Raw genomic sequence first — 25,687 nt, forward strand, 5'->3', positions numbered from 1 at the left:
GCTGTACCTGGCCGGTGGCGCGCTGGCGCGCGGCTACCACAACCGCCCGGACCTCACCGCGGAACGGTTCGTCGCCAACCCGTGGAGCAACGAGGGCGCGCGGATGTACCGCACCGGTGACGTGGTGCGCTGGTTCGCCGAACCCGGCGAGCGGGCGGGCAACGCCGCGCTGCCGTCGGTGCGCTGGGAGCTGGACTACGTGGGCCGCTCGGACTTCCAGGTGAAGATCCGTGGCTTCCGCATCGAGCTCGGCGAGATCGACACCGTGCTGGCGAGTCACGAGGACGTCGAGTACGCGATCACCATCGGCCGCAAGACCGACGCGGGCGCGACGATTCTGGTGTCCTACGTACTGGCCGCGCCCGGTCGCGAGATCGACACCGCACGGCTGACCGAGTACGCCTCGCGCAGCCTGCCGCCGCACATGGTGCCCACCGCGATCGTGGTGATCGACGAGATCCCGCTGACCCCGGTCGGCAAGCTGGATCGCAAGGCGCTGCCTGAGCCCGAGCTGGCCCCGCGTGAATTCCGCGCGCCGGCCAGCGAGGTCGAGGCCGTCATCGCCGAGGTGTTCGCCGAGGTGCTCGGCGTCGAGCAGATCGGGTTGGACGACTCGTTCTTCGCGCTCGGCGGCGACAGCATCCTGTCGATCCAGCTGGTCTCGCGGGCCAAGGCGCGCGGCGTGCTGTTCACTCCCCGTGACGTGTTCGAGCGGCGCAGTGTGGCCTCGCTGGCCGAGATCGCGGCGCTGGGCACGGGCACGGAGCAGGCGAAGCTGGAGGAGCTGCCCGGCGGCGGTGTCGGTGAGATCCCGCTGACCCCGATCATGCGGCAGATCCTCGCGAGCGGCTCGTCCTACCAGCGGTTCTCGCAAACCATGGCGCTGCGGCTGCCCGATGGCATCGACCGGGAGACCCTGGTCGCCACCATCGCGGCGGTGTTCGACCACCACGACGTGCTCCGTTCCCGGCTGCGCCGCACCGGCGCCGACTGGACGTTCGAGGCGCTGCCGCACGGCGCGGTGGACGTCGAGGCCCTGGTGCACCGGGTCGACTTGGCCGCCGACGCCGACGAGGCGGAGCTGGCCCGGGTCGCCACCGAGGCGCTCGACGGCGCGCTGGGCAGGCTCGATCCGGCGAACGCCGCGATGGCGCAGTTCGTCTGGTTCGCTTTCGAAGGCCCGCGGCGGGACGTGCTGTTGATCGTCGCGCACCACTTCGTGGTCGACGGCGTCTCCTGGCGCATCCTGATCCCGGATCTGGCGGTCGCCTGGTCGCAGCTGGTCGCCGGTCAGCCGGTGGCGCTGCCCGCCAACGGCACGTCGATGCGGCGCTGGGCGCACAGCCTGGTCGAGGCGGCCAGCGCCCCGGACCGGGTCGCGGAACTGCCGTTCTGGCAGCAGGTTTCGGCCACGCCGGACCCGCTGCTCGGCGAGCGCGCGTTCGACCCGGCGGTCGACACGTTCGCCACCGTCGAACGGGTCGAGGTCACCGTGCCCGCCGAGGTCACCGACGCGGTGCTCACCGCGATCCCCGGCCTGTACCGGGGCGGGGTCAACGACGGCCTGCTCTCGGCGCTGGCCATGGCGGTCGCGCGCTGGCGCGGGGATGGCTCGCAGGCCGCACTGGTCAAGCTGGAAGGCCACGGTCGTGAAGAGGACGTGGTGCCCGGTGCGGACCTGTCGCGCACCGTCGGCTGGTTCACCTCGGCCTATCCCGTCCGGCTCGATCTGGCCGATGCCGACCTCACCGACGCGTTCGCCGGTGGCGCCGCGCTGGGCGAGATCGTGAAGTCGATCAAGGAGCAGTTGCTCGCGGTGCCCGACAAGGGCCTCGGCTACGGCCTGCTGCGGCAGCTGAATCCGGAGACCGCTGCGGGTCTCGGTTCGTCCGGCCAGATCAGCTTCAACTACCTGGGCCGGATGTCGGCCGGGGAGATCCCCGAGCAGCTGGCCGAGATCGGCTGGGTGCCGGTGGCCGACCTGGGGCAGCTGGATGTCGACATGGACCTCGACATGCCCGCCAACGCGACGATCGACATCAACGCGATCGTCACCGACTCCGACGAGGGCCCGAGGCTGGGCGCGTCGTTCGCCTTCCCGACCGGTCTGCTGACCCAGGAGCGGGTCCAGGAGTTCGCCGACCTCTGGGTCGAGGCGCTCACCGCGCTGGCCACGCACGCGCGGCGGCCGGACGCGGGCGGCTTCACGCCGTCGGACATGTCGCTGGTGCGGGTGCGGCAGCACGACCTCGAGCAGTGGGAACGGACCTACCCGGCGCTGGCCGAGGTGTGGCCGCTCTCGCCGCTGCAGTCCGGTCTGCTGTTCCACGCGATGATGACCCAGTCCACCGTGGACGTGTACACCATGCAGGCCGTGGTGGACCTGGGCGGCGCGCTGGACGCGGCACGGCTGCGGGCGGCGGCTCAGGGGATCGTCGACCGGTACCCGAACCTGCGCACCGCGTTCGTCACCGACGCCGAGGGGCAGGCCGTGCAGGTGGTGCTGGATCGAGTCGCGGCGCCGTGGCGGGAAGTGGACCTCACCGATCTGCCCGCCGAGCAGCGGACCGCGGAACTGCGCAGGCAGGTCGCGGCCGACCAGGCGACGCACTTCGACATGGCCACCCCGCCGCTGATCCGGTTCACTCTGTTCCGCAGCGACGATGCGCAATGGCACCTGGCCATCACCACCCACCACATCCTGCTGGACGGCTGGTCGATGCCGCTGCTCATGCGGGACCTGCTGGTGCTGTACGCGGTGCGCGGCGACCAGACCGCGCTGCCGCGGGTGGCCTCCTACCGCAACTTCCTCGGCTGGCTGGCCGGGCGCGACCGGGACGCCTCGCTGCGCGCCTGGTCGGCGGCGCTGGAGGGCGTCAACGAACCCACTCAGCTCGCACCGCAACCGCGGGGCGCGGAGAGCTACGAGATCGGCAAGGTGGTCACCGAACTCGACGCCGACCGCACGCGCCGGATCACCAAGCACGCCGCCGAACTCGGCGTCACGGTGAACACGCTGGTCCAGGCGGCTTGGGGCATCCTGCTCGGGCGTCTCACCGGCCGGGGCGACGTGGTGTTCGGCGCGACGGTGTCCGGCCGACCGGCCGAACTGCCCGGCGTCGAGTCGATGGTGGGTCTGTTCATCAACACGCTGCCGGTGCGGCTGCGCATCGATGACCGCCAGTCCATCGGCGAGCTGCTGGCGCGGCTGCAGGGCGACCAAGCCGGCCTGCTCGAGCACCACTACGTGGGGCTCACCGACATCCAGCGGGTGGCGGGCACCGGGTCGCTGTTCGACACGCTGCTGGTGTTCGAGTCGTACCCGATGGACAAGGAAGCGATCTCGGCCGCCAGCTCGATCGACGGCATGTCGGTGACCGGTGTCGGCGTCAACGACGCCACGCACTACCCGATGACGCTGCTGGTGATCGCGGAATCCACGATCGAGCTGACCCTGAAGTACCTGGGCAGCCGGTTCACCGCCGAAGAGGTCGAGACCCTGGCCGAGCGGCTGGTGCGGGTGCTGGAGGCGCTGCTCGGCGATCCGGATGCCCTGGTCGGCGACATCGACATCCTGGACGAGGGCGAACGGGCCCGGCTGCTGGTCGAATCCGGGGTCGCGGCAGCGGCTTCCACGCCGGAGCCGGTGGGCCGGGTCGGTGCGCGCACGGTGGCCAAGGTGCTTGCCGAGGTCGTCGAGGAGGACCCGGAGGCCCCCGCGCTACTGGCCGGCGAGGACGAAGTCGCCTTCCACACACTGGACCGGCGTTCCTCCCAGCTGGCCCGGGTGCTCATCGATCGCGGTGCCGGACCGGGCGACGTCGTCGCGGTGACGCTGCCGCGTTCGGTGGACGCGGTGGTCGCGGCCTGGGCGGTGCAGAAGGCCGGTGCGGCATGCCTGTTCGCGGGCGACCTCACCGCGGACGAGCTGGCGGGCGCGGGCGCCGGGTTCGGGATCACCGCCGAACCGGTGGCCGACGGCGACATCCGCTGGGTGGCGCTCTCCGACGCTCAGGTGAAGCAGGACATCGCCGCGGCCCCGTCGCACCCGGTGTCCTACGCCGACCGGGTCCGCCCGCTCGGCGAGGAACACCCCGCGTTCGTCGTCACCACGGCGGACGGGGTGGTCGCGATCACCCAGTCCGAGGCGCTGGACGAGGCCGAACTGGTACGCGAGGAGTACGGGATCGACTACGAGTCGACCACGTACACCACCGCCGTATCCGGCCGCCCCGCCATCCTCGAGTTGCTGACCTCCGCCACCGCGGGCGCCCTGTCCGTCGTCCCGACCGGCGACCTCGACACCGACCTCACCGAGGGCGAGGTCACCCACTGGTTCGCGGGGCCGGGCGAAGCGACCGGCGCGGCGGGTGACGAGATTCGGATCGTCATCGCGGAGTAGGGCGAGTCCAGGTCCGTAGGCTCTGGATAGGCACCCGGATCTCCGCGCCGGCGAAGTGTTGCCAGTGGGAGCAGACGAGCCCCTCAGAACGGGAGGGGCTCGTCTGCTCGGATTCGAACTGCAATGATGTCCGCTATGAGCGCTCCCGACGAGCAACAGGTACTGCGTGTGACGGCCGAGCAGTTCGCCGAAGGGGCGACTGCCGAGCTCGGTGACATCGAGATCGTCGACGGGCGTGTGGTGCGACTGATGGCCCAGAGCCCCGTGCACAGCCGTGTGGTGCGGCGGCTGGCAGGGATGCTGGAGTCGGCCCGGCGCGACGGCGGACCGTGTATGGTCGTGGACTCCGACGTTGCCGCGCGATTCGCTGACGCGGAATCCACAGCCGCCGATCGGCGGTTGAACATCCGCTATCCCGACATCTGGATCCGTGACTGTGAACCTTACGACGTCAACACCGTGCGTGAGCACATACTGCTGGTGGTCGAGGTCACTTCCGAATCAACCATCGACGCCGATATAAGCGACAAGCGAATTCAATACGCGGCCGCCGGTATACCCCGGTATCTGATCGTCCGGCTCGATCAGAAGGAAGAGCGCATCGAAGAAATCGAGGAATACCGCCTCGACTGGTCCGGTCGCCGCTATCTTGCCCACACGGTTCACCGACGTGTTCTGCTACTCGACGACCCGGTCGAGGCGACCATTCCATTCGACGTACTCGAACAACCCTGACCACCTCTCACGCAAGCCGCCGCAAAGCTCGAAGTAGCCGCGAGTGGCAGATGGCTGCGGCGAAGTGCGAGAAGGCCTCTCCGCCATGTGCCACGCCCGGGACGGTTCAGAGTGGGACGGCGTGGTCCTCGGCGAAGACCTTGCGGCAGACGGGGGCGCAGAAGGCGTAGTGGGTGCCGTTGTGGGTGAGGGTGAATCGGGCTGTGGACAGGTCGACGGTCATGCCGCAGACGGGGTCGATGGCGTGGCCTTCGGGGGCGTCGGTGTGGGTGCCGGAGGCTCGGTAGTCCTCGGTCATCAGTTTGGTGATCTCGGTGGCGGTGAGGGTGTGGCCGAAGGCGCCGAGGTTGTTCTCGCGCAGGCCGATGATCTGGACCACGCAGTGCGGGTCTCGGGTCAGGCGGTCCGGGTCGGGCTCGGTGCCGGCGACGGCTTCGGTGATCAGTGGGATGACGTGGCCGCCGAATTCGGTGTTGCCGGCCCATGATCCGGGGACGGTGAGCCGCGCCAGGTAGCGCGGCGCGTCGTCCAGGGCCGGTCCGCCGGTAGCCCACACATCGGCGTCGCGCACCAGGACGTAGGTCAGTTCGCGGGCTTTGGACATCACCGAGTCGGGAGCGCTGGGCTCGGTGGTCAGGACGCGCAGAATTCGTTCGGCGAGGGCGCGTTTGCGGTCGGCGGTCAGAGCTGGGTCGGAGACGAACAGTTCGACGGTCATCATGGGCGGGCCTCTTTCGCGGGAAGCAGGGTGGTCAGCACGACGAGGAGGAACGCCACCAGCGCGCATGCGGTGCGCGCGAAATGGAATGCCTCCCAGCGGCTGAGGATTTCGGCGTAGTCGGCCGGTGGGCCGCTGACCGCCCACACCTTGATCTTCTGGTTGATCGGGACGTTGCCCAGGCGGGTGATGAGGAACGCCGCGACAGCGAGAATGCCCGCGCCACCGGCGAGCAGGCGGGGCTTGCCCGTGGAACGGATGGCGAGCACCGCCGTGCTGAGGATGGTCAGGCCCATCAGCGATTGCATGACCAGGCCGTTCACGCTCATCAGTGCTGTGTGAAACGTGAAGCGCACCTCCAGCGGGACTTTGCGGAACGCGTAGAGGACGTTGACCGCTCCATAGCCGAACGCACCGGCGAGCAGCCCGCCGAAAACCAACGCGAATGCCCTTGCCGCCAGGGGTCTTTCGGCAAGCCTCACGCGCGACGCTCCGCCGGGACGAGCGCGAGCAGTTCGTCGACCGACCACTGGTCGTAGACATGCGCGCCGTGCTTCGCGGCGAGCACGCGTCCGTCGGGGGAGATCAGGAAGTCGGCGGGCAGCCCGAGACTGCCGCCCTCGGGCTTGGTGGGCGGAGCGGCCTGCCCGCGGCGCAGGGTCGCGTACGCGGCGTGGGCGACGCCGCGCAGGATGGCGGGCCAGCCGCGCGGGTCGAGCAGCGCGCGGGGCGAGGTCTCGACGCCGTATTCGCGGTACAGCTTGCGGTCCGGGTCGGCGATCACCTCCAGCGGTAGTTCGGCGGTGTACTTGCGCAATTCCTCCGCGCTGGAGTGGAAGACGACCACTTCGCGGATGCCCGCGGCGGCGATCTCGTCGCGCCGGGCGACGATCGAACGCAGGTGCAGGTTGCACACCGGGCATCCGGCGAAGCGCCGGAACTGAAGGTGGATCAGGTGGTCCGGGTCCGGTATCCGGACTCGCGCACCGGAGATGGCGAGCAAGGTGCGACCGGAGACTGCGGTCGGCAGCGACATGATGGGCTCCTTCGTCGTAGGTGTACTTCGTACGCCTACGACCAGTATGCGCGTAGCTTGTACGCTGTCAATCCGTGCCCCGTCCCCGTTCGCTGACCACCGCCGATCTCGCCGCGGCGGCCCTCGCCGTACTTGACCGCGACGGCCTGGCCGCGCTCACGATGCGCGCGGTGGCGCGGGAACTCGGCGTGGCCACCATGGCCCTGTACCGCTACGTGCGCGACCGTGATGCGCTCGAGGTGCTGGTGGCAGACCATGTATTCGCTTCGATCGACACGTCGCTGCCCGCTGGAAGCGACTGGAAAACGCGGGTGACGGCGCTGCTCGAGCACATCCGTGACGGCTTCTCGGCCCATCCGGCCGCCGTGCCGCTCGTGCTGCGGCATCGGCAGTCGTCGGTGGAATCGCTGCGCGTGATGGAAGCGATGCTCGCCGTGCTCACCGAGGGTGGATTCACCGGACGCGCCCGCGTCATCGCCCAGCGCACGCTGATCGCCTTCCTGATCGGCTACCTCCAGAACAAGCACTACGCGCCGTTGCCGGGGCGGGGGACCATCGCGATGGCCGAACTCCCCGCCGCGGACTACCCGCATCTGGCGCAGACCGCGGGCCAGGCCAAGGGCATGTCGGCCGAGGACGAATTCCGAGGCGGTGTCGAGATCGTGCTGCGCGGTCTCGAGCCCTAGGAGTCGACGGGTTGCGCGACGCCATGTGCCTGTTCAGCCGAAAAGCGCCGTGATATCGACGCTTTCGGCCATGGCGCGGGCACCGGCGTCGTTGAGGTGCATGCCGTCGCCGCTGTCGAATTCGGGGCGGATGAAGTCCGGCCGCTGCGGATCCTCGACCGCACGCGCCACGTCGAACACCGAATCGAAGACGTCGCTGGTACGCAGCCAATCGTTCACGCGCCGACGGGTCGGCAGCGCCTCGTCGACGTGCAGACCTTCATAGATGACGCCCGCATAGGGGCCGATCGTGGCAGCGTGGATGGTGAGTCCGGCGGCGTGCGCCCGCCGCGCGAGGGTGGTGAAGCCCGCGATCAGTTCGTCCGCGGTCGCCGGCGGCTGGCCGACCATGCCGCCCAGGCTGAGGTCGTTGATGCCGAAGTTGACCAGGACGCTGGTCACGCCGGGCACGCCGAGCGCGTCGCGGTCGAAGCGCGCCAGGCCCGGTTCGCCGACCACGTCGGTCAGCAGCCGATTCCCCGCGATGCCCTGGTTGACCACCCAGCCACGGTCCAGGCGCGCGTTGAGCACGTCCACCGACCGGCGGTTGGCGCCGAGCGTGGTGCCGACGCCTTCGAACCAGGAATCGCCGAACGCCACGGCCACCGGCGTTTCCGCGGGCGCGAGCACGTCGACGCCGACGACGAAGAACCGCGCGGGCACCTCCTCGACGGCGGTGAGCGCGGCCTGGGCCGTGACGTCGCCGTCGGCGATGTACGCGGTTTCGCCGGGCTGGTGTGAGAACGTCGCCAGCCCGGTGGGGCCGGGCAGGTAGAGGCTCAACGCCAGATCCGTGCCCGCCGAGACGGCCAAATCGACCGGGTCGCTGAGGACTTCGCCGCCCACCGGGACGACGACCTGCCCACCGCCGTCGAACCGCAGCGCGGCGTCGGTCTCGGCGACGATCTCATTGCCGTTCTTGCGCAGGGCGATCCGCGCCGCGCCGACGACCAGTGGCGTCGTCCCGTACCGGTTGGTCAACCCCACCCGCACCTGCGCGCCGCCGCCCGCCAGGTGCAGCACTTGGCGCACCGTCTGGTCGGTGAACGCGCGCGAGTCCGCGAATTTGATCTGCTCATCCGGACGGATAACCGCGGTGCGGAATCCGGCGATCCAGGCGGTCTGCGACATGGGAACCTCCACTAGTTGACGCGAGGAATAATGCGTATGCATATTTCTACGGCTAGTTGTTCCGCGTGTCAACTATTCGCGATCTTCGGGTAGGTTCCCCTCATGGACGTGACCGAGCTGTTCGACGACCCGCGTCTGACCACGATGGGCCTGCTGTTCGAGGCGCACGGCGGCGTGCTCGCGAAGCTGGAGCCGGTATGGCAGGCCCACGGCTTGTCCGGCTTGGATCTGAACGCCCTGATGCGGCTGAGTCGTTCTCCCGGGCGCCGGTTGCGCATGTCCGAGTTGGCGGTGCAGACCGCGCTGTCCACCAGCGGCGTGACCCGGCTGGTCGATCGGCTGGCTCGCGGCGGCCTGGTGGAACGCGAGCTGGACACGGCGGATCGGCGCAGCGCCTATGCGGTGCTCACCGACGCGGGCGCGGCGCGGCTCGCGCAGGTGCTGCCGGACTATCTCGCCGCCGTCGACCGCTGGTTCGTCGGGTTGCTGACTCCGGCGCAGCTCGCCGCGTTGTCCGAGGCGCTGCGAATCGTCCGGGACACGGCCAACCCCGAGGCCACGTTCCGGATGGACTGAGGGTCAGTCCGCGTTCGCGGCGAGCACTCGCTCGAGGCCGTCCAGGATCAGCTCGAGGCCGAACTCGAAATCGGCGATGCCCGAGTGCTTTCCGTCGATCACCAGCTGGGCGAGCGCGTGCATGTGGGGATACTCCTCGGCCGGTATGAGCGGCAGGAACTGCTGTGCGGCGGAGCCGTATTCGGACGGCTCGAGCGGAAAGCTCAACTCCTGCAACGTGAAGCCGTAGAGGTGGCTGTCCAGCGCGTTCCACGCGCGGTCCGCCTGGGGCAGGGAGAAGCCCGCCGCGCGCAGGCAGCCCACGGTGGCGTCGATGTAGCGCAGCATGGCGGGGCCCACGTTGATCCTGGTGCCGATCAGCCCGGTCGCCCACGGATGGCGCAGCAGGACTTCGTGGGCGGAAACCGACCGGGCGCGCAGGGCGGCCCGCCAATCGCCGCCGATGGCGGGCGGCGTCATCTCGGCGACCGCCAGATCGGCGATGCCGTCGAGCAGGTCGTCCTTGTTCCGCACGTGGTTGTACAGCGACATCGCCTCGACGCCGAGTGTCTGCGCCAGGCGCCGCATGGACAGCGCGGACAAGCCGTGCTCGTCGGCGAGCCGGACGGCGGCGTGCAGCACCGCGTCCCTGGTGAGCGGCGCGCGGGTCTCGGACATGGTTCCCCTCTTGACGCACTTACAGCGTAAGCGTACCGTCGGCGGTATCGCACTTACACTGTAAGTGCCCGGTGAAGACGAGGAATGTCATGTCCGACGGCCAGCGGTCCACCCTCGAGCGCGCGACGATGAGCGCGATCGTCGCGCCGCGATACGGTTCCAGTGACGTCCTCCGAACGGAGACGGTGCCACGCCCCGTCGCCGTCGCCGGTTCGGTACTGATACGCATGCGGGCGGCGGCGGTGAGCAAAGGCGACGTGCACCTGCTCACCGGTAAGCCCTACGCGATCCGGCTCGGTTTCGGGCTGCGGCGGCCGAAGGACCCGATCATCGGGCACGACCTGGCCGGTGAAGTGGTCGAGGTCGGTGCGGGAGTGGTCGAATTCGACCGCGGAGACCTGGTCTTCGGCGCTGTCGACGCGGGGGCCTTCGCCGAGTACGTGTGTGTCCCGGTCGAGCGGCTCGCGCGCGTCCCCGATGGCCTGACCGTGGCGGAGGCCGCGGCCCTGCCGGATTCCGGAATGACCGCGCTGCAGGGCTTGCGCGATGTCGGCGGTCTGCGCGCCGGGCAGAAAGTGCTGGTCAATGGCGCGTCGGGCGGTGTGGGAACGAGTGCGGTGCAGATCGCCAAGGCGCTCGGCGCGCAGGTGACGGCCGTGTGCAGCACACGTCACGTCGAGCAGCTGCGCTCGCTGGGCGCGGACCGGGTGATCGACTACACCACGGCGGATTTCACGCGCGGCACCGATCGATACGACGTCCTGCTGGATCTGGTGGGCAACCGGTCGCTGACCGCCTGCCGCCGGGTGCTCGCGCCGAAGGGCGTCTTCGTCTCCTCGGCGGGTGCCCCCGGCGGCAACTGGCTCGGACCGGTGCTGTGGGTGGGCAAGGTGGTGCTGACCGGCCTGGTGGTCAGCCAGACGATGCGCCCCCTGCTGATGCGCCCGCGCCGGGCGGACCTCGAGTTCCTTGCCGGGCTGGCCGCGGAAGGCAAGCTGCGCCCGGTGATCGAGCGGCGCTGTCCGCTCACCGCGGCCGCCGCGGCGGTGGGCCATGTCGCCGGAGGGCATGCCCAGGGCAAGACGGTGCTCGTCGCCTGAGCCGGTCGGCCGGTCAGTCGACCGCCGCGCCGAGGCGCGCGGCGAGTTCGCGGATGTGCGCGACGAGTTCCGGCGGTTCGTGCACCCGGAACGGGAAGCCGAAGGTGGCGAGATAGATCGCCAGCTCGTCCAGCGAGTTGGAGCCGGTGCGCAGTACGCAGGTCGCGGCGTCCGACGCCTCGATCACCCCGACGGTCGGTGCGATGCGCTCGGCGGCCACCTCGGCGGGGACACCCAGGGTGACGCGGGCTTCGTAGCGGTACGGCGCGGTGGTCACGCCGCGGGAGAGGTACCCGGACAGGTCGGCGTCGGGCGCCTCGCGCGGGGTGAAGCGGGGGCCGGTCGGGATGCGTGGGTGCAGGCGGTCGACGCGGTAGGTGCGCCAGTCCGCGCGATCGACGTCCCAGCCGATCAGGTACCACCGTCTGCCCGTGTGCGCCAGGCGATGTGGTTCTGTGGTGCGCAGCGACGTGGCGCCGTCGTGCGCGCGATAGTCGAACCGCAGGCGATGGCAGTCGCGGATGGCGGCCGCGACGGCGGTGAGCACGTCCGGGTCGACCGTCGGACCGCCCGCGGGCACCGTGACCGTGGCCGCTTGGAGCATGCCGAGGCGGTGGCGCAGCCGCGAAGGCAGTACCTGCTCGAGTTTGGTGAGCGCGCGCAGCGAACTGTCCTCGATGCCCGCGATGGTGCCGCCCGCCGCGGTGCGCAAGCCGAGCGCCACCGCCACCGCCTCCTCGTCGTCCAACAGCAACGGCGGCAGCTTCGCTCCCGCGCCGAGCCGGTACCCCGCGACGCCGGGCGTCGCGTCCACCGGATAGCCCAGCGTGCGCAGCTTGCCGATGTCCCGGCGGACGGTGCGCACGTCCACCTCGAGTCGCTCGGCGAGTTCGGCGCCGGTCCAGTCGCGGGGTGTCTGCAGCAGCGACAACAGACGCAGTAGGCGCGCCGAGGATTCCAACATGGGAAAAGTCTGCCCCGAACCTAGGGCGGAAGTTGTCCTAGCCGGGTCATACCGTCTGTTTCATGAGCAACGAGATCAGCCCCTTCCGCATCGACATCCCGCAGCAGCAGCTCGACGACCTGCGCTCCCGGCTCGACGCGGCCCGCTGGCCCGCCCCGCTCCCCGGCGACGGCTGGGACACCGGCGTACCGACCGTTTGGCTGCGCGAGCTGGTCGACTACTGGCGCACCGGATACGACTGGCGCGCGGCCGAAGCGCGGCTGAACGGTCACCCGCAGTACACGACGGTGATCGACGGGCAGACCATCCACTTCCTGCACGTCCGCTCGCCCGAGGCGAACGCCCTGCCCCTGCTGCTGACGCACGGCTGGCCGGGCTCGGTGGCCGAATTCCTCGACGTCATCGGGCCTTTGACCGACCCGGGGCAGCACGGCGGCGACCCGGCCGACGCCTTCCACCTGGTCATCCCCTCGCTGCCGGGATTCGGGTTCTCCGGGCCGGTCGCCGAGGCGGGCTGGACCATCGAGCGGATCGCCGCGGCGTGGGCCGAACTCATGGACCGGCTGGGCTACCGGCGCTACGGCGTGCAGGGCGACGACATCGGAGCGGCGGTGAGCCCGCAGGTCGGCCGGACGGCGCCCGGCCGGGTCGTCGGCGTGCACACCAACGGCGGGCCCGGTCCGTTTCCGCCGCTGCCGCTCGCGGAGGAAGAACTGGCGAGCCTGACCGATCTGGAGCGCGATCGCATCCGGCGGATCGAGGCGTTCATGCAGGAGGAGTTCGGCTACATCGCCATTCAGTCCACTCGACCGCAGACCCTGGCCTACGGACTGGTCGACTCACCGGTGGGGCAACTGGCCTGGATCATGGACAAGTTCCGGGAGTGGACCCATCCGCGCGGTGTCGAGCCGGACCAGATCCTCGACCGGGATCGGCTGCTGACCAACGCGATGCTCTACTGGCTCACCGGAACCGCGGGCTCGGCGGCCTATGTCGGCTATGCCCAGAACGCCGCGTGGGGCGAGCCGAAGCAGAACTCCGGCGTGCCCACGGCCGCCCTGGTCTTCGCGCACGACATCGGCATCCGCCGCTACGCGGAGACCGAGAACACCATCACCCGCTGGAACGACGTCGACCGCGGTGGCCATTTCGCGGCCATGGAGGAACCCGAACTGCTCACCGGCGACATTCGCGAATTCTTCCGCGACCTGCGCTGAACCGTCGGCCCGCAGCTCGCCGGGCGGATCTCGACTACGCCACCGGGGCCGGGCGGCCGACGCGCTCAGCTCGCAGACGTTTGCTAGCGGCCGCCTTGCCGAGCCGTGAGCTCGCCCGCCGATCGCCAGGAATTGCGTTCGGCGGCGAAGGCTTCCGCCTGCTTCGCCCGGAAGGCCTCGATGGACTCGGCGTTCTCGGTAAGAAACCTCCGGTAGTCCGCCAGGCGGAATTCGCCGTCCTCGGTGCGCACCTCGACCTTGCCCGCGGCGAAGTCGGCGCGCATATCGAGGAGTTCCTCCGCTTCGACGGGATACCAGCGAATCCGGTCGAAATAGCGGAGCAGCCAGGGGGTTTCGCCTCCAACTAGGCCACGGTCGGCGCCCGGGGAAATCGTCGGCGCCGCACCTGCCCCGTGATTCCACACTTGCGTGGTGCGCCCGACGAATTGGTAGCCGCCCGGCCCCTCCATGCCGTAGACGCACAGGTAGGCGCCGCCGATGCCGACCGCGTTCTCCGGCGTCCAGGTGCGGGCGGGGTTGTACTTCGTGGTGACCAGCCGGTGCCGGGGATCGGTGGGGGTGGCGACCGGCGCACCGAGGTAGACGTCGCCGAGGCCGAGCACGAGGTACTCGGCGCCGAATACGGTGTCGTAGACGTCGGATACGGCAGCCAAGCCGTTCACGCGGCGGATGAACTCGATATTCCACGGGCACCAGGGCGCGTCGGCCCGCACGCCGCGCATGTAGCGGGTGATCGCTTCGCGGGTGGACGGGTCGTCCCAGGACAGCGGCAGATGGACGACCCGGCTCGGCACCACGAGCCGATCGGAGGCGGGCAACTGCGCTTCGGCCTCGGCGAGCAGGTCGAGCAGGGCGGGCACCGGCAGCACGTGCGGATCGACCCGGATCTGCAACGAGCGGATGCCGGGGGTCAGCTCGGTCACGCCACGCACTCCGGCGGCGAGTAGATGCTGGTGCAGGGCGTGCACCCGGGCGCGCAGGCCGAGATCCAGTGTCATCGCGCCGTATTCGACGAGCACGCCGTCGTCGCCGGCGCGGCGGTAGGTCACCGCGGTCTCGTCGTCGACCTCGGCGCGGCGCAGCACGCCGTCGTCGCCGTCGCCGCCCGCCGACAGCACGGTGGGCCATGCGGCGCGGCGGGCGGCCCCGAGTTCGCGGATCGAGGCGGCGCGGTCACTGCGGACCAGCACGAAGCGCACCCGGTCGCCGGGCGACAACTGTCCCAGCTTCCAGCGGTCGGCCGCGACGACCGTGACCGGGCAGACGAAACCGCCGAGGCTCGGCCCGTCGGGCCCCAGCAGGATGGGGGTGTCGCCCGTGAAGTCCAGCGCGCCGACCGAATACGGGGTGTCGTGGATATTGGACGGGTGCAGGCCCGCCTCGCCGCCGTCGGCGCGGGCCCATTCCGGCTTCGGCCCGTTCAGCCGGACACCGGTGCGGTCGGAGTTGAAGTGCACCTCGTAGTCGGTACCGATCACGGTGCCGAAGTCGGCGCGGGTGAAGAACTCCGGCGCGCCGTGCGGGCCCTCGGTGACCGCGAGTTCCCAGTGCCGGGTGAGCACCGGTTGCTCGTCCATCGGCACGGCTGCCGCGACCCTGCCGCGGTGCGCGCCGAGGGAAAGCGATGCACCGCCGCGCACCGCGCCCCCGGTGCCGCCGCCGAAGCGGCCGAGGGTGAAAGTGGCCGCGCTGCCGAGGTATTCGGGCACGTCGATGCCGCCCGCGATCAGCACGTAGCAGCGCATGCCCGGTCCGCGCACCGCGCCGACGTCGAGCACGCCGCCCGCGGGTACCCGAACCGTGCGCCACTGGGGGACCCGGACGCCGTCCACCATGACGTCCGCCGGGGCGCCGGTGACGCAGACCCAGGCCGGCGCGGTGAACCGGAGCGCGGGACCGCCGAGGGTGCATTCCAGCCCGGCGGCGCCCTCGTCGTTGCCGAGCGCGCGATTCCCCAGCCGGAACGACAGATCGTCCATCGGCCCCGACGGCGGGACGCCGACGTGCCAATACCCGACCCGGCCCGGCCAGTCCTGCACGGTGGTGAGCATGCCGGGGCGAACCACCTCCACCCGGCCGGGACGCGCGGTTTCCGCCTGCGCCGTCCCGGCCACCGGTAGTTCGGTGATCGTCATCGCGACACCACCATGCGTACCGGAGTCGGGTCGAAGCCGTTGCAGGGGTTGTTGATCTGCGGGCAGTTGGAGACCAGCACCAGCGTGTCGATCTCGGCGCGCAGCGTGACCCGCTTGCCCGGTGCGGACAACCCGTCCACGATGCCCAGTGTGCCGTCCGCCTCGACCGGAACGTTCATGAACCAGTTGATGTTCGACACCAGGTCGCGTTTGCCCAGGCCCCAGCGCAGGGCTTCGGTCAAGAAGTTCTCCACGCAGGCGTGCTGGTGGCGGGTGTGGTGGCCGTAGCGCAGCGTATTCGACTCCTGGGAGCAGGCGCCCGCGATGGTGTCGTGATTGCCCACCTCGTCGGCCACGACGGTCATCAAAATGGTGCCCGCGTCGGTGCGCAGTTCGCTGCCGGTGGTGAGGAAGATATTGCGCTGGGCGGCGACCGTGGCCTGCGCGCTGTAGCGGTCGGAGTGGTCGGCCGCCGAGTACAGCAGGCAGTCCACCGCCTGGTTGCCGTGCAGATCGATGATCTCCAGGTGCTCGCCCGCCCCGACCACGGCCGACCACGGCGCGCGGGCGGGGACGGTCTCGTCGAGCACGATGGTGCGGGCCGAAGTCATGCGATTGCCTCCATTGTCAGCGCCGCCGTCCAGACTTGTTCGGTGTTCTGCACGGCCCGTCGGTATTCCGGGTCCCGGTTGGCGGGTACGGCGAGGTCGTCCGGTGCGGTCCACGCGACGACATCGAGGTCGGCCGCGGGCCGGTCGTCCAGCGGATGGGTGGCGTTGGCGATCAGCACAGTGACCGGCAGGTGCACGAGCAGATCGACCGACGAGCCGGGAGCGGCGCTGCCGGTGGCGGTGAGCGCTCCGTCGCGCTGCACCCGGACGCCGCGGAACAACGAGACGGTCGGCCCGATGTCCGCGGGGCGCAGCCCGTGCTTGGCGCCCGCCAGCCGCAGCAGGTCGCGGGCCTGGGCGGTCGGTCCGCAGAGCGTGTCGTGGTGGCCGGAGGTGTCGGCGAGCACGGTCGCCAGGACTCGACCCTGGTCCGACAGCAGCGGGTGACCGCTGCCCAGGTACGCCTGCCACGGCACCTTGATCGTGTCGGCGACGTTCAGGCGCTCCCACGGCGCTTCCGTGCGCGCCAGCAGCAGGTGCGCGCAGGCCGCGCCGTCCGGATCGCGCAGGCGGATCCGAGTGCCGCGCCCGAGCGCGAGGTTCGCGTATCCGCCTGCCGGAATCCGCTGGGCGAAGGTGATCTTCGAGGCGGGGACCTCGGCGGGCCGCGCGGGCTCCGCGATGGTCGCGGCCGCGGCCTGCGCTCGTGCGTGCGCTCGCGCGCCGGAGGTGTCCGCAGTGCTTGTCACGGTGATTCCTTTCGTGCTGGTGTCCTGGGCATGCGATCGGGTGCGGCGGTGCCGGGTAGTGCGCCGCCGCACCGGTCGATCAGGCCGGTTGCGGTGCGGGCTCGCCGCTCGCGACGTCTCGTGACCAACCGACGACGAAGCGATGCACCACCACGCCGACGGCCAGCACCAGCAGCACGAAAAGCGGCGCGGCCCAGCGCATCCACCACCCGCCGCCGTCCGGCGCGTAGACCTCCGCCCGCGGCCAGGCCAGGTTCACCACCATCGCGATCCCCCAGACCACGGCGAGCGCGTTGACCGGAATGCCGAACCGGCCCAGGCTGAACAGCCGCGCGTCGGTGCCCGCGTCCGGCAGACCGGTGCATCTGCGGACCAGCAGCGGCACCGTCACCAGCAGGTAGGCCAGATACAGCGTGACGATGCAGACACTGGCCAGCGTCGCGAAGATCGCGGCGTTGCCGAGATTGAGCACCAGCAGGCCGATGCCCAGCGCACCGATCACGACGGCGGGCAGCACCGGCGTGCCGTAGCGCGGGTGCACGGCGGCGAGCCTGCCCGCGAACGGCAGCTTCCCGTCCCGCGCCATGGAGAACATCAACCGAGAGCCCGCGGTCTGGATCGCCAAGGTGCACACCGTGATCGCGACCGCGACGCAGCCGAGCAGCACCTTGCCCGCCGGGCTGTCCAGCTTCGCGGTGAGCACGTAGGCGAGTCCGTCGGAGGCCAGCGCACCGTCGGACAGGCTCGGGGCGGCCATCAACGCGCCGAGCAGCATGAGCCCACCGCCCAGCGCCGAGACCGCCAGCGCGGTGAGGATGGTGCGCGGCGCCACCCGGCGCGGGTTCTTGGTCTCCTCGGAAAGCTCGCCCGCGGAATCGAATCCGACCATCACGTAAGCCGCCATCAGCCCGGACACCAGGAACGCGGCCCAGTAGGGACCCGGCGCGGCCTGGTCGGTGTGCAGCACCACACCGGGCCCGCGCTCGGCGCCGGTGAAGAACAGCGCGATGATCGCGAGGACGCCGACGATCTCGACGGTGACGCCGATCGAATTGATCCGCGCCATCAGATCGATGCCGAAAACGTTGATCAGCGTGGTGACCGCGAGCAGGATGCTGCCGAGCAGCACGGCGTTGGTCGCGCCGGACGGCGAGCTGAGCGCGGTGTCCGTGCCGACGAGCTGGAATCCGCTCCAGATCGAGGGCAGCACCACCTGCAGGGCGATCGCCGCCGCGGCGGCCGTGACGATCTGGGCGATGATCATCATCCAGCCCGCGAACCAGCCGACGAGTTCGCCGCCGAGCCGTCGCGACCACTGGTAGATGCAGCCCGAGATCGGGTAACGCGCGGCCAGTTCGGCGAAGTTCAGCGCGACGAGGAACTGCCCGGCGAAGACGATCGGCCAGGTCCAGAAGAAGGCGGCTCCGCCGAACGAATAGCCGAAGCCGAAGAACTGGAAGATCGTGGTGAGGATGGAGACGAACGAGAAGCCCGCCGCGAAAGAGGCGTAGCGGCCGAGCTTGCGGTGCAGGACGGGCTGGTAGCCGAACCGGGCGAGGTCGGCGCCGTCACCGGTGAGATCGGGGGGCGGGGGCGGGGCGAGCGTGGTTGCCATGTGCGGTCCTTCGGCGTGCGACCAATAACTATCAGGTGACAGTTTTGCGTCCGCGAGCGCGCTTTCGGTGACCTGGATGTATCGCTTCCGGTACCGCCGGTAACTTCTGTGTTGCCGCTATTTCTATCAAGTGACAGGAAACGCACGCGGCCCGTTCACGCACTGAGCGGACGGCCACCGCGCCGCAGCGCCCGCCCGCTCACCTGCCAGAATGGGGCAGTGGCGAACCTCGGTCCCGGACGGCCGCGCGTCGAACAGCGACGCCGACGCGGATCGACGCCGCGCGCCGAGATCCTGGACGCCGCAGGCGAACTGTTCACCACCAACGGTTACGCCAACACTTCCACCCGTGCGATCGCCGACGCCGTCGGGATACGGCAGGCTTCGCTGTACCACCATTTCGCGGCCAAGGACGACATCCTGGACGCGTTGCTCGCCGAAACCGTCGCCGCCCCGATCGAACTGGCCGAGCGACTGCGCGCGGCGCCCGACCCGGCGCCGGTCCGGTTGTACGCGCTGGCCGTGTTCGACGTGCGGCAACTGTGCTCCTCGCGCTGGAACCTGGGTGCGCTGTACCTGCTGCCGGAGCTGCGCACCGAGCGGTTCGCCGCCTTCCGCCTGCGCCGCGACGAATTGCGCGGGCATTACGAGACTCTGGCGGCGCAGGTGCTCGCCGAGGGTGGCGCGGCGAGCGTGCCCGGCACGGAGTTGCTGCCGTTCCGCTTGGTGGAGACCGTGATCAGCATCCGCTCCGACGAGGGCGCCGCGCCCAGGTACGCGGAGCGGACCATCCCGGGGGCGGTGCTGCGCGCCCTCGGCTGGACCGGCGATCTCGACGCGACTCGGGCCGAGGCGGTCGCGCTGCTGGACCGGCCGGCCGCGCCCGCGGTCTGAGCGTCAGGACTTGCCGGTGCCCCGCACCCAGTTCAGCCCCCAGGCGTAGGCCTTGTCGACTTCGGTCACGCCCCAGCGCGGACGGTTCGGCGGCGGCGGGACGAAGCGTCCTTCCCGGCGCACCACCAGATCCGCGCCGGTGTTCTCGATGAGCACCAGCACCACATCCCTGGAGCCGTCCGTGCAACCGTCCACGGTCAGCTCGATCGGCGGCGCGCCCGCCGGGTACAGCGCGGCGGTCGCCCGGATGCCGCGGAAGTCGGCCGCGCCGTCGTACAGGGTGGCGAAGACCAGGATTCGGCGGAACTCGGCGGCGCGGCCGAGGTCGATCTCCAGGTTCTCCCCGGCGGCGCCGGTCCCGGAACGATCGTCCGCGTCCAGCCGGATGAACGGCGGCCGCTCCAGTGACCCGCAGTCGCCGACCGGACGGATATCGCCCTTGCGGCCGTCGGCCAGTTCCCAGAAGCAGCACAGGTCCACGTCCAGCGCGGAGCCTTCGCTCGCCGGAGAAGTCCAACTCAGGTTGATCCGCATCCTGCCGGAGGACGCGCCCAATGCGGTCAGCGACACCGAGGGGAAGTCCTTCGTCAGCGAGAGCTTGCCAGCAGACTGCCCTGTCGACGCCGCCCAGCCGGGAACGTTGTGTCCCTGCGGCACCGGCTGTCCCGCCGCTGGCATGTACTGGCCAGACGGGTAGTACGCCGGGGGCGACGTGTGGTGCCCGGATGCCGGGTACTGGCCGGGTGGCACGTAATCGCTGGGCGCGCTTCGACCGTAGGGCGCATACGAGCCCGGCGGTAGCGGCTGCCCCGGTGGTGTAAAACCGCTCGGCGGTCCTGGGACTCCGCCGGAAGGCACGGATGGGCTGGACGGCGGTGCGTACCCACCTGGCGGGCCGTACTGACCAGGCGGTGGTACGGCCTGGGCCTGCCATGTCGTCGCGCCGGACGGGTCGGGCTGGTGCGGCATCGCGGGTGGGCTCGGCGGGTCGGGCGGCGGTGTGTGACCGCTCGCCGGGGCGTACTGGCTGATGCCTCGGCCGGTCGCCGGGCCGGACCGGTCGGGTTCGGTCATCGGTGGCGGCGTGGCGGACTGACCGGTACCGGGACCCGGTGCGGAATCCGATGGCGGCTGTCCAGCGAACCGACGCGCCCCCGGCGGTGACGGTGTGCCGGGCGGTGATGGGACCTGGTGTGGGTCGGCGGAGCCGGTCCCGAGAGCGGGCGCGACGAGCCGACCTGCCTCCGGCGGTACCGCCCCGGTGGGCGGTGGTGGCGGCGTGAACTCATGCGATGGCGCGGGCGGTGGTGGCGGTGGCGTGTATTCGTGCGGAGGGGCGGGCGCGTCGTCCACGGCGATGCCGTAGTCGGTGGCCAGGGCGGCCAGACCCGATGCGTACCCCTGGCCCACCGCGCGGAACTTCCAACCGCCGTCGCGCCGGTACAGCTCGCCGAGCACCACCGCGGTCTCGCTGGTCGCGCCGATGCCGTCGAAGTGGGCGAGCTGCGCTCCGCTGCCCGCGTCCACGACGCGCACGAACAGTCCGTCCAGCAGCCCGACCGCGCCGCCCTCGGTGGACGCGGCGATCACGATGCCGTCGATCTGCGACTCGACCTGCGTCAAGTCCGCGGACAGCACGTCCAGCACGATCGGTCCCGGCCGCTTGCCCTCGTGCCGGACCGCGCCGGAGGGGTGGGCGGGCTGGTTGTAGAAGACGAAATCGCGGTCGGAGCGCACCTTTCCGGATACCACGAGCAGTGCGGAGGCGTCGGCGTCCGGCGCATCTGCCCCGGCGCGCCAGCCCACTTCGATCCGGACGGCGGAACTCGGCACCGGCACGTTGGCGCCCTTCGGCATGGACACGTCTGTCAACGTAACCGAAACCGGTGTACGGCGTCCGGCATCCGCGCGCTCTGCCGAACGCCGTCGCGGTCTCAGTGCGTCGGCGGCGCGATCTGCCAGTGTTCCCGCAGCGCCCCCGCGATCTGCGGAAGCACGGTCACCGGAATCCGCTTGTGCCGCAGAATCGCCCGGATCTCCGTCACCTGGTCGCGTTTGCGCAGGTCGTAAGCGCCCGCCACCGGGCGGACCACCGGCGGGATGGACAGCAGGACCAATTCGCCGTGCGGTTCGTCGCCACCGGACAGATCCAGCGCCAGCGACCAGCGGGCGCGCTCGTCGAGTGTGAACCGCCCGGCCACCACCCGGTCCCACGGGATGCTGGAGACCGTCCACGGCGTGCGCCGGTAGATGGCGTGGTCGGTGAGCACGACGGCGTCTCTGGTGAACAGCGCGGCCAGCACCGCGATTCCGACGACGGCCCCGGCCAGCAGGCCGGTGAACACCCGGTTCACCCCGAACGCGACGACGAACGAGGCACAGATCGTGACGGTCGCCAAGACGCCGGACACGCTGTAGAGCGCGGCGCGCTGGGTCGGGACCACACCTGCCCGCACCGTTGTCATCTCACCTACCTGCCTCGGGCGTATTTCCGGCTCAGGCTACCGCCTCGCGCACCGGCGCACACCCGGCGGTTTCCCAGATGTGGCCGATGCGTCGGCGGTGCTCAGACGTTCAGCGGGACCGCGGCCTCGGCGGTGTACACCAGGAACGTCAGGCTCTGCTGGAAGTACAGCTGGACCGACGTGCTGTCGTGCGACAGGTAGCCGATGGACAGGTCCTGGCCGATGCGCAGATCGAAGTCGCCGCCGCGGGTGGTGAGCACGATCGCGCCGTCGATGGCGGGCGCCCAGATGATCTCGCCTTCCGGGATCAGGCGCTCGATGTGCGTGCGGATCATGTGGCCGTGGTCGGAGGTCTCGCTCACCGCCGTGTACAGCTCGGCGCTGAGCAGCACCGAGTACGGCCCGTCGACACCGGCCAGCCGCAGGGCGCTCAGCGCCTGCGCGATCGCCTCGGGCACCAGCCGGGTGTCGCCGGGCAGCGTGATCGGCTCGTTGGACGAGCTGGCGCGGATGCCGGTGATGTGCGCGGCCGGGTACCCCTCGAAGATCGCGCGGTCCTCGGCGAACGCGATCTTCTTGGCGGCGTCCTTCACCGGGTCCAGGTCGGTGTCCTGGGCGCCGCGCTCCACATTGTCGAGTTCCTCGCGGGAGAGCGTGAACGGCACGCGCAGTTCGACCAGCGGCGCGACCACCCGTTGGCGGGCGAACACCCCGGCGTCGGGCGAGTCGATCGCCGTGGTGTGCCCCGTGCCCACCGCGGAGTAATCGATGCCGTGCGGGCCGGACAGGTCGACGACGCGCCGGCCCGCGATGTGCCGCTTGAAGGTGCGCGTCGCCTCCTCCTCGATGGCCGCCCACGCCTCGGTGGTGATCGGCGCCAGTTCGCGATGGAGGTTGTTCATGACCGGGTGCTCCTTTTCAACGAGCCGATAGCGAGGGCGCCGTCGCCGGCGGGCGCGGCTGTTCCGGGCAGATCCGCGAGACCGGCGCCGTCGGTGTCCACGGACACCGCGGGTTCCGCCGCTTCCCACGGCGCAGGCGGCAGATCGTCGAGGAAATCGACGGTGGGTGCGAAGAACGAGGTGCCGGTGCGGGCGACGGAGAAATCCAGGATGCGGTCGTAGGCGGCCTCGTCGGTGCCGAGGAACATGCGGGTGAGCATGCGTTCGGTGACGCTCGGCGTGGCCGCGTAGGCGATGTAGTAGGTGCCGAACACGCCCTCCCGCACGCTGCCGAAGGGCATGTTGCCGCGCAGGATCTGGCGTTCCGTGCCGTCCGGATCGATCAGCGTATTGACCTCGACGTGCGAGTCGGCGGGCTTGATCTCGTCGGGGAGTTCGAAATCGTCCAGCTTGGTGCGGCCGATCACCCGCTCCTGCTCCTCGACCGACAGCGCGCGCCAGTCCGCCAGCGGATGGGTGTACTTCTGCACGATGACGTAGCTGCCACCGGTGAACTGTGGGTCTTCCTCGCCGACCAGCGCGGCCGCGGCGGCCGCGCGGCCCTCCGGGTTCTCGGTGCCGTCCACGAACCCGAGCAGGTCGCGCTGCTCGAAGTAGCGGAAGCCGACGGTCTCGTCCACGATCGTCCCCGCGCCCGCGAGCCGGTCGGCGATGGCCATGGCCAGTTCGAAACAGGCGTCCTGCACCTCGGACTTGAGGTGGAACAGTAGGTCGCCCGGTGTCGCGGGCGCGGTGTGGCGTGCGCCCACGTAACCGGGGAACGGATGCAGCTCAGCGGGTTTCGGCCCGGCGAAGAGGCGGTCCCATGCGTCGGAGCCGATCGACGTGACGCAGGTCAGGTTCGCTCCCGGCAGGCGAAAGCCCACCGAACGGCGCAGGCCGGTGATGTCGGCGAGCAGGTCGCGGACCGCTGCCTCGCCACCTTCGTCGATCGTGGCGACCAAGAAGATCGCCGACGGCGTGAGCGGTTCGAGGATCGGCTGCGGCTCACCCATGATCGACACCATAACGCCCGGCCGGGCCGGCCGCGGTGCGGACCCGCGCCGTCGCGACTACATCGCCACGGTCAGCAGGAACGCGACGTCGTCGATCGCCTTGACGCTGTGGCGTGCCTTGGGCACCACGATCAGGTCGCCCGCGGAGCCCTTCCACTCGTTCGCGCCGCTGATCAGGATCAGGGTGCCGCTGAGCACCAGCAAGGTCGCCTCGCCCGCGTTGTCGTGCTCGGCCAGGCTCTGCCCGGCCGTCAGGCCGACCACCGTCTGCCGCAGCGTGTGCGCATGGCCGCCATAGATTGTCTGTGAACTGCGTCCGCTCGTGGCGACGGCTGCCAGCTTCAGCTGCTGGCGCGCTACCGCAGTCAGCGATTTCTTTTCCATGGGCCGCCTTTCGCAGATCACCACAGCCGATGCCGGGCTGGTGGCAACGGCTCGAGGCGCGCGACCGGAGACAGCTCCGATCGCCGCATAACGAGGAGTATGCCCGAGTCGGCGGCCGCGCGGGCCGGGTTTCACCGGCCCCGCCTCTGAGGGCGGCGTTCACAGGGCTCGCACGGCGTGGCGTCGATTCGTGCCAGCGTCAGGCGGGGCGCTCGCGGACATAGTGCCGGATGCGGAACCGCAGACCGGTGGCCGAGGTCCGCCAGGGCTCTGGGTCGTCCGGTCGCCACTGCGGCCCGATCGGCGGCGCGAAGGCGTCGCCCTCGACCGCGGCGTCGATCTCGGTGACGCGCAGGTCGGTCGCGAATTCCAGGGCGGCGCGGTAGATCTCGCCGCCCCCGGCGACCCACACGGTGTGCGGGGCGCACCGGGCCAGTGCCTCGGACACCGACGCCGCCCGCTCGGCGCCTTCGGCCGACCAGTCGGGCTGCCTGGTCACCACGACATTGCGCCGCCCGGCCAGCGGCCGGAAACGCGGCGGCAGCGAATCCCAGGTCTTGCGGCCCATCACCACGCAATGACCCCAGGTGACGTCCTTGAACTGCGCCATGTCCTCGGGCAACCGCCACGGGATGGTGTTGCGCATCCCGATCACCCCGTCCAGGGTCTGCGCCCAGATCAATCCGATCGTGCGGCTCTCGCTCACACCGCCACCGGAGCTTTGATGGCCGGGTGATGCCGGTAGTCGACCACTTCCACGTCTTCGTAGCGGTAGTCGAACAGCGTGGGCGCGGGACGCAGCCGCAACGTGGGGAACGGGTAGGGGTCGCGGCTCAGCTGCTCGGCGACCTGGTCGAGATGGTTGTCGTAGACGTGGCAGTCGCCCCCGGTCCAGATGAAGTCGCCCGGCGTCAGCTCGGCCTGCTGGGCGACCATGTGGGTCAGCAGGGCGTAGCTGGCGATATTGAACGGCACGCCCAGGAACAGGTCGGCGCTGCGCTGGTAGAGCTGGCAGGACAGCTTGCCGTCGGCGACGTAGAACTGGAAGAACGCGTGACACGGCGCCAGCGCCATCTTGTCCAGGTCGGCGACGTTCCACGCGGAGACGATGATGCGCCGGGAGTCCGGGTCGGTGCGCAGGGTCTGCAGCACCTGGGAGATCTGGTCGATGTGGGTGCCGTCCGGCGTCGGCCAGGACCGCCACTGCACGCCGTAGACCGGCCCCAGTTCGCCGTTCGCGTCGGCCCATTCGTCCCAGATGGACACGCCGTGGTCGCGCAACCAGCTGATGTTGGAGTCGCCGCGCAGGAACCACAGCAACTCGTAGACGATCGACTTCAGGTGGACTTTCTTCGTGGTGATCAGCGGAAACCCAGCCGAGAGGTCGTAGCGCAACTGGTGACCGAAGATGCTGCGGGTTCCCGTCCCGGTGCGATCGGCTTTCTTCGTGCCGGAAGCCAGTACCAGCCGCAGCAGGTCTTCGTACTGGGTGTCGGGGGCGAAAGCCGGATCGAGCGCGTCATGAGCCACGCCTCGCCACTCTAGTCTTCGCCCTCTGCGGGCTGGGCGAGCCGGATCGGCCGCGTCCCCGGCGC

24 protein-coding genes (1 of these 24 running past the window's edge) are annotated in these 25,687 nt (G+C 70.3%); 7 read left to right on the forward strand and 17 right to left on the reverse strand.

What is annotated here, in order from left to right; all coding sequences use genetic code 11:
* On the forward strand, positions 1-4,402 hold the end of the coding sequence (locus LTT66_RS17015) for a non-ribosomal peptide synthase/polyketide synthase (RefSeq protein WP_233068653.1). Its footprint begins 39,386 nt before the window's first position; the window shows 4,402 of its 43,788 coding nt (coding positions 39,387-43,788); the start codon falls outside the window, past its left edge; its stop codon occupies positions 4,400-4,402.
* 135 nt (positions 4,403-4,537) lie between these two features.
* Positions 4,538-5,137 carry a Uma2 family endonuclease gene (locus LTT66_RS17020; RefSeq protein ID WP_195031767.1) on the forward strand — a complete coding sequence of 200 codons (600 nt, stop codon included), beginning with the start codon at positions 4,538-4,540 and terminating at the stop codon, positions 5,135-5,137.
* A 106-nt stretch (positions 5,138-5,243) separates the two neighbouring features.
* Here the strand turns inward: LTT66_RS17020 and LTT66_RS17025 are convergent, their stop codons facing one another.
* From LTT66_RS17025 to LTT66_RS17035, 3 genes are read right to left on the reverse strand one after another with little or no spacing between them, the layout of a single operon-like run.
* On the reverse strand, positions 5,244-5,858 hold the full coding sequence (locus LTT66_RS17025; RefSeq protein ID WP_233068654.1) for an ATPase: 615 nt from the start codon (positions 5,856-5,858) through the stop codon (positions 5,244-5,246).
* Complete coding sequence (locus tag LTT66_RS17030) at positions 5,855-6,337, reverse strand: DUF1772 domain-containing protein (protein WP_233068655.1); 483 nt, start codon at positions 6,335-6,337, stop codon at positions 5,855-5,857. The genes LTT66_RS17025 and LTT66_RS17030 overlap by 4 nt, the downstream gene beginning before the upstream one ends.
* Positions 6,334-6,891 (reverse strand): peroxiredoxin-like family protein, encoded by a 558-nt coding sequence (locus LTT66_RS17035; RefSeq protein WP_233068656.1) that lies wholly within the window; start codon positions 6,889-6,891, stop codon positions 6,334-6,336. The genes LTT66_RS17030 and LTT66_RS17035 overlap by 4 nt, the downstream gene beginning before the upstream one ends.
* 74 nt (positions 6,892-6,965) lie before the next feature.
* On the opposite strand from LTT66_RS17035, the gene LTT66_RS17040 reads away from it, so the two are divergent.
* Positions 6,966-7,577, forward strand: a complete 612-nt coding sequence (locus tag LTT66_RS17040; RefSeq protein ID WP_233068657.1) for a TetR/AcrR family transcriptional regulator C-terminal domain-containing protein — start codon at positions 6,966-6,968, stop codon at positions 7,575-7,577.
* Positions 7,578-7,610: 33 nt separating this feature from the next.
* On the opposite strand, the gene LTT66_RS17045 is transcribed toward LTT66_RS17040, so the two are convergent.
* The gene (locus tag LTT66_RS17045) at positions 7,611-8,747 is read right to left on the reverse strand and encodes a GDSL-type esterase/lipase family protein (protein WP_233068659.1); all 1,137 of its coding nucleotides are present in this window, start codon (positions 8,745-8,747) and stop codon (positions 7,611-7,613) included.
* Positions 8,748-8,849: 102 nt separating this feature from the next.
* On the opposite strand from LTT66_RS17045, the gene LTT66_RS17050 reads away from it, so the two are divergent.
* Positions 8,850-9,323 carry a MarR family winged helix-turn-helix transcriptional regulator gene (locus tag LTT66_RS17050; protein WP_233068661.1) on the forward strand — a complete coding sequence of 158 codons (474 nt, stop codon included), beginning with the start codon at positions 8,850-8,852 and terminating at the stop codon, positions 9,321-9,323.
* 3 nt (positions 9,324-9,326) lie between these two features.
* Here LTT66_RS17050 and LTT66_RS17055 read toward each other — a convergent pair whose 3' ends face one another.
* Positions 9,327-9,980 carry a TetR/AcrR family transcriptional regulator C-terminal domain-containing protein gene (locus tag LTT66_RS17055; RefSeq protein WP_233068663.1) on the reverse strand — a complete coding sequence of 218 codons (654 nt, stop codon included), beginning with the start codon at positions 9,978-9,980 and terminating at the stop codon, positions 9,327-9,329.
* Positions 9,981-10,069: 89 nt separating this feature from the next.
* Between LTT66_RS17055 and LTT66_RS17060 the strand changes: the two genes are divergently transcribed.
* Positions 10,070-11,080, forward strand: a complete 1,011-nt coding sequence (locus LTT66_RS17060; RefSeq protein ID WP_233068665.1) for an NAD(P)-dependent alcohol dehydrogenase — start codon at positions 10,070-10,072, stop codon at positions 11,078-11,080.
* A gap of 13 nt (positions 11,081-11,093) precedes the next feature.
* Here LTT66_RS17060 and LTT66_RS17065 read toward each other — a convergent pair whose 3' ends face one another.
* Positions 11,094-12,044 carry a helix-turn-helix transcriptional regulator gene (locus LTT66_RS17065; RefSeq protein WP_233068668.1) on the reverse strand — a complete coding sequence of 317 codons (951 nt, stop codon included), beginning with the start codon at positions 12,042-12,044 and terminating at the stop codon, positions 11,094-11,096.
* A gap of 62 nt (positions 12,045-12,106) precedes the next feature.
* Here LTT66_RS17065 and LTT66_RS17070 point away from each other — a divergent pair, with 62 nt between their 5' ends.
* Complete coding sequence (locus LTT66_RS17070; RefSeq protein WP_233068669.1) at positions 12,107-13,261, forward strand: epoxide hydrolase family protein; 1,155 nt, start codon at positions 12,107-12,109, stop codon at positions 13,259-13,261.
* A gap of 83 nt (positions 13,262-13,344) precedes the next feature.
* Here the strand turns inward: LTT66_RS17070 and LTT66_RS17075 are convergent, their stop codons facing one another.
* The 4 genes from LTT66_RS17075 to LTT66_RS17090 form a co-directional block, all read right to left on the reverse strand.
* Positions 13,345-15,417 (reverse strand): 5-oxoprolinase/urea amidolyase family protein, encoded by a 2,073-nt coding sequence (locus tag LTT66_RS17075; RefSeq protein WP_408638809.1) that lies wholly within the window; start codon positions 15,415-15,417, stop codon positions 13,345-13,347.
* Entirely contained in the window at positions 15,414-16,028 is a 615-nt protein-coding gene (locus tag LTT66_RS17080) for an urea amidolyase associated protein UAAP2 (RefSeq protein ID WP_233068671.1), read from the reverse strand. The genes LTT66_RS17075 and LTT66_RS17080 overlap by 4 nt, the downstream gene beginning before the upstream one ends.
* Positions 16,025-16,777 carry a DUF1989 domain-containing protein gene (locus LTT66_RS17085; protein ID WP_233068674.1) on the reverse strand — a complete coding sequence of 251 codons (753 nt, stop codon included), beginning with the start codon at positions 16,775-16,777 and terminating at the stop codon, positions 16,025-16,027. The genes LTT66_RS17080 and LTT66_RS17085 overlap by 4 nt, the downstream gene beginning before the upstream one ends.
* Positions 16,778-16,856: 79 nt before the next feature.
* Positions 16,857-18,392 (reverse strand): amino acid permease, encoded by a 1,536-nt coding sequence (locus tag LTT66_RS17090; RefSeq protein ID WP_233068675.1) that lies wholly within the window; start codon positions 18,390-18,392, stop codon positions 16,857-16,859.
* Between the two features lie 219 nt (positions 18,393-18,611).
* Between LTT66_RS17090 and LTT66_RS17095 the strand changes: the two genes are divergently transcribed.
* Positions 18,612-19,286 carry a TetR/AcrR family transcriptional regulator gene (locus LTT66_RS17095; protein WP_233068677.1) on the forward strand — a complete coding sequence of 225 codons (675 nt, stop codon included), beginning with the start codon at positions 18,612-18,614 and terminating at the stop codon, positions 19,284-19,286.
* A gap of 3 nt (positions 19,287-19,289) precedes the next feature.
* Here LTT66_RS17095 and LTT66_RS17100 read toward each other — a convergent pair whose 3' ends face one another.
* The 7 genes from LTT66_RS17100 to LTT66_RS17130 form a co-directional block, all read right to left on the reverse strand.
* Positions 19,290-21,143: a TerD family protein gene (locus tag LTT66_RS17100; protein WP_233069294.1), complete on the reverse strand. Its 1,854-nt coding sequence runs from the start codon at positions 21,141-21,143 to the stop codon at positions 19,290-19,292.
* 77 nt (positions 21,144-21,220) lie between these two features.
* The gene (locus LTT66_RS17105) at positions 21,221-21,751 is read right to left on the reverse strand and encodes a hypothetical protein (RefSeq protein ID WP_233068680.1); all 531 of its coding nucleotides are present in this window, start codon (positions 21,749-21,751) and stop codon (positions 21,221-21,223) included.
* A gap of 101 nt (positions 21,752-21,852) precedes the next feature.
* Positions 21,853-22,653, reverse strand: a complete 801-nt coding sequence (locus LTT66_RS17110; RefSeq protein WP_233068682.1) for a family 1 encapsulin nanocompartment shell protein — start codon at positions 22,651-22,653, stop codon at positions 21,853-21,855.
* Positions 22,650-23,708, reverse strand: a complete 1,059-nt coding sequence (locus tag LTT66_RS17115; RefSeq protein ID WP_233068684.1) for a Dyp-type peroxidase — start codon at positions 23,706-23,708, stop codon at positions 22,650-22,652. The genes LTT66_RS17110 and LTT66_RS17115 overlap by 4 nt, the downstream gene beginning before the upstream one ends.
* 57 nt (positions 23,709-23,765) lie before the next feature.
* Positions 23,766-24,092 (reverse strand): cupin domain-containing protein, encoded by a 327-nt coding sequence (locus LTT66_RS17120; protein WP_043698095.1) that lies wholly within the window; start codon positions 24,090-24,092, stop codon positions 23,766-23,768.
* 199 nt (positions 24,093-24,291) lie between these two features.
* Positions 24,292-24,738 carry a dihydrofolate reductase gene (locus LTT66_RS17125; RefSeq protein ID WP_228825499.1) on the reverse strand — a complete coding sequence of 149 codons (447 nt, stop codon included), beginning with the start codon at positions 24,736-24,738 and terminating at the stop codon, positions 24,292-24,294.
* A 56-nt stretch (positions 24,739-24,794) separates the two neighbouring features.
* Positions 24,795-25,622: a thymidylate synthase gene (locus tag LTT66_RS17130; RefSeq protein WP_181719490.1), complete on the reverse strand. Its 828-nt coding sequence runs from the start codon at positions 25,620-25,622 to the stop codon at positions 24,795-24,797.
* Positions 25,623-25,687: the final 65 nt, after the last annotated feature.

The sequence above is a fragment of the Nocardia gipuzkoensis genome, from assembly GCF_021183645.1.
In the GTDB taxonomy this organism is placed as follows: domain Bacteria; phylum Actinomycetota; class Actinomycetes; order Mycobacteriales; family Mycobacteriaceae; genus Nocardia; species Nocardia abscessus.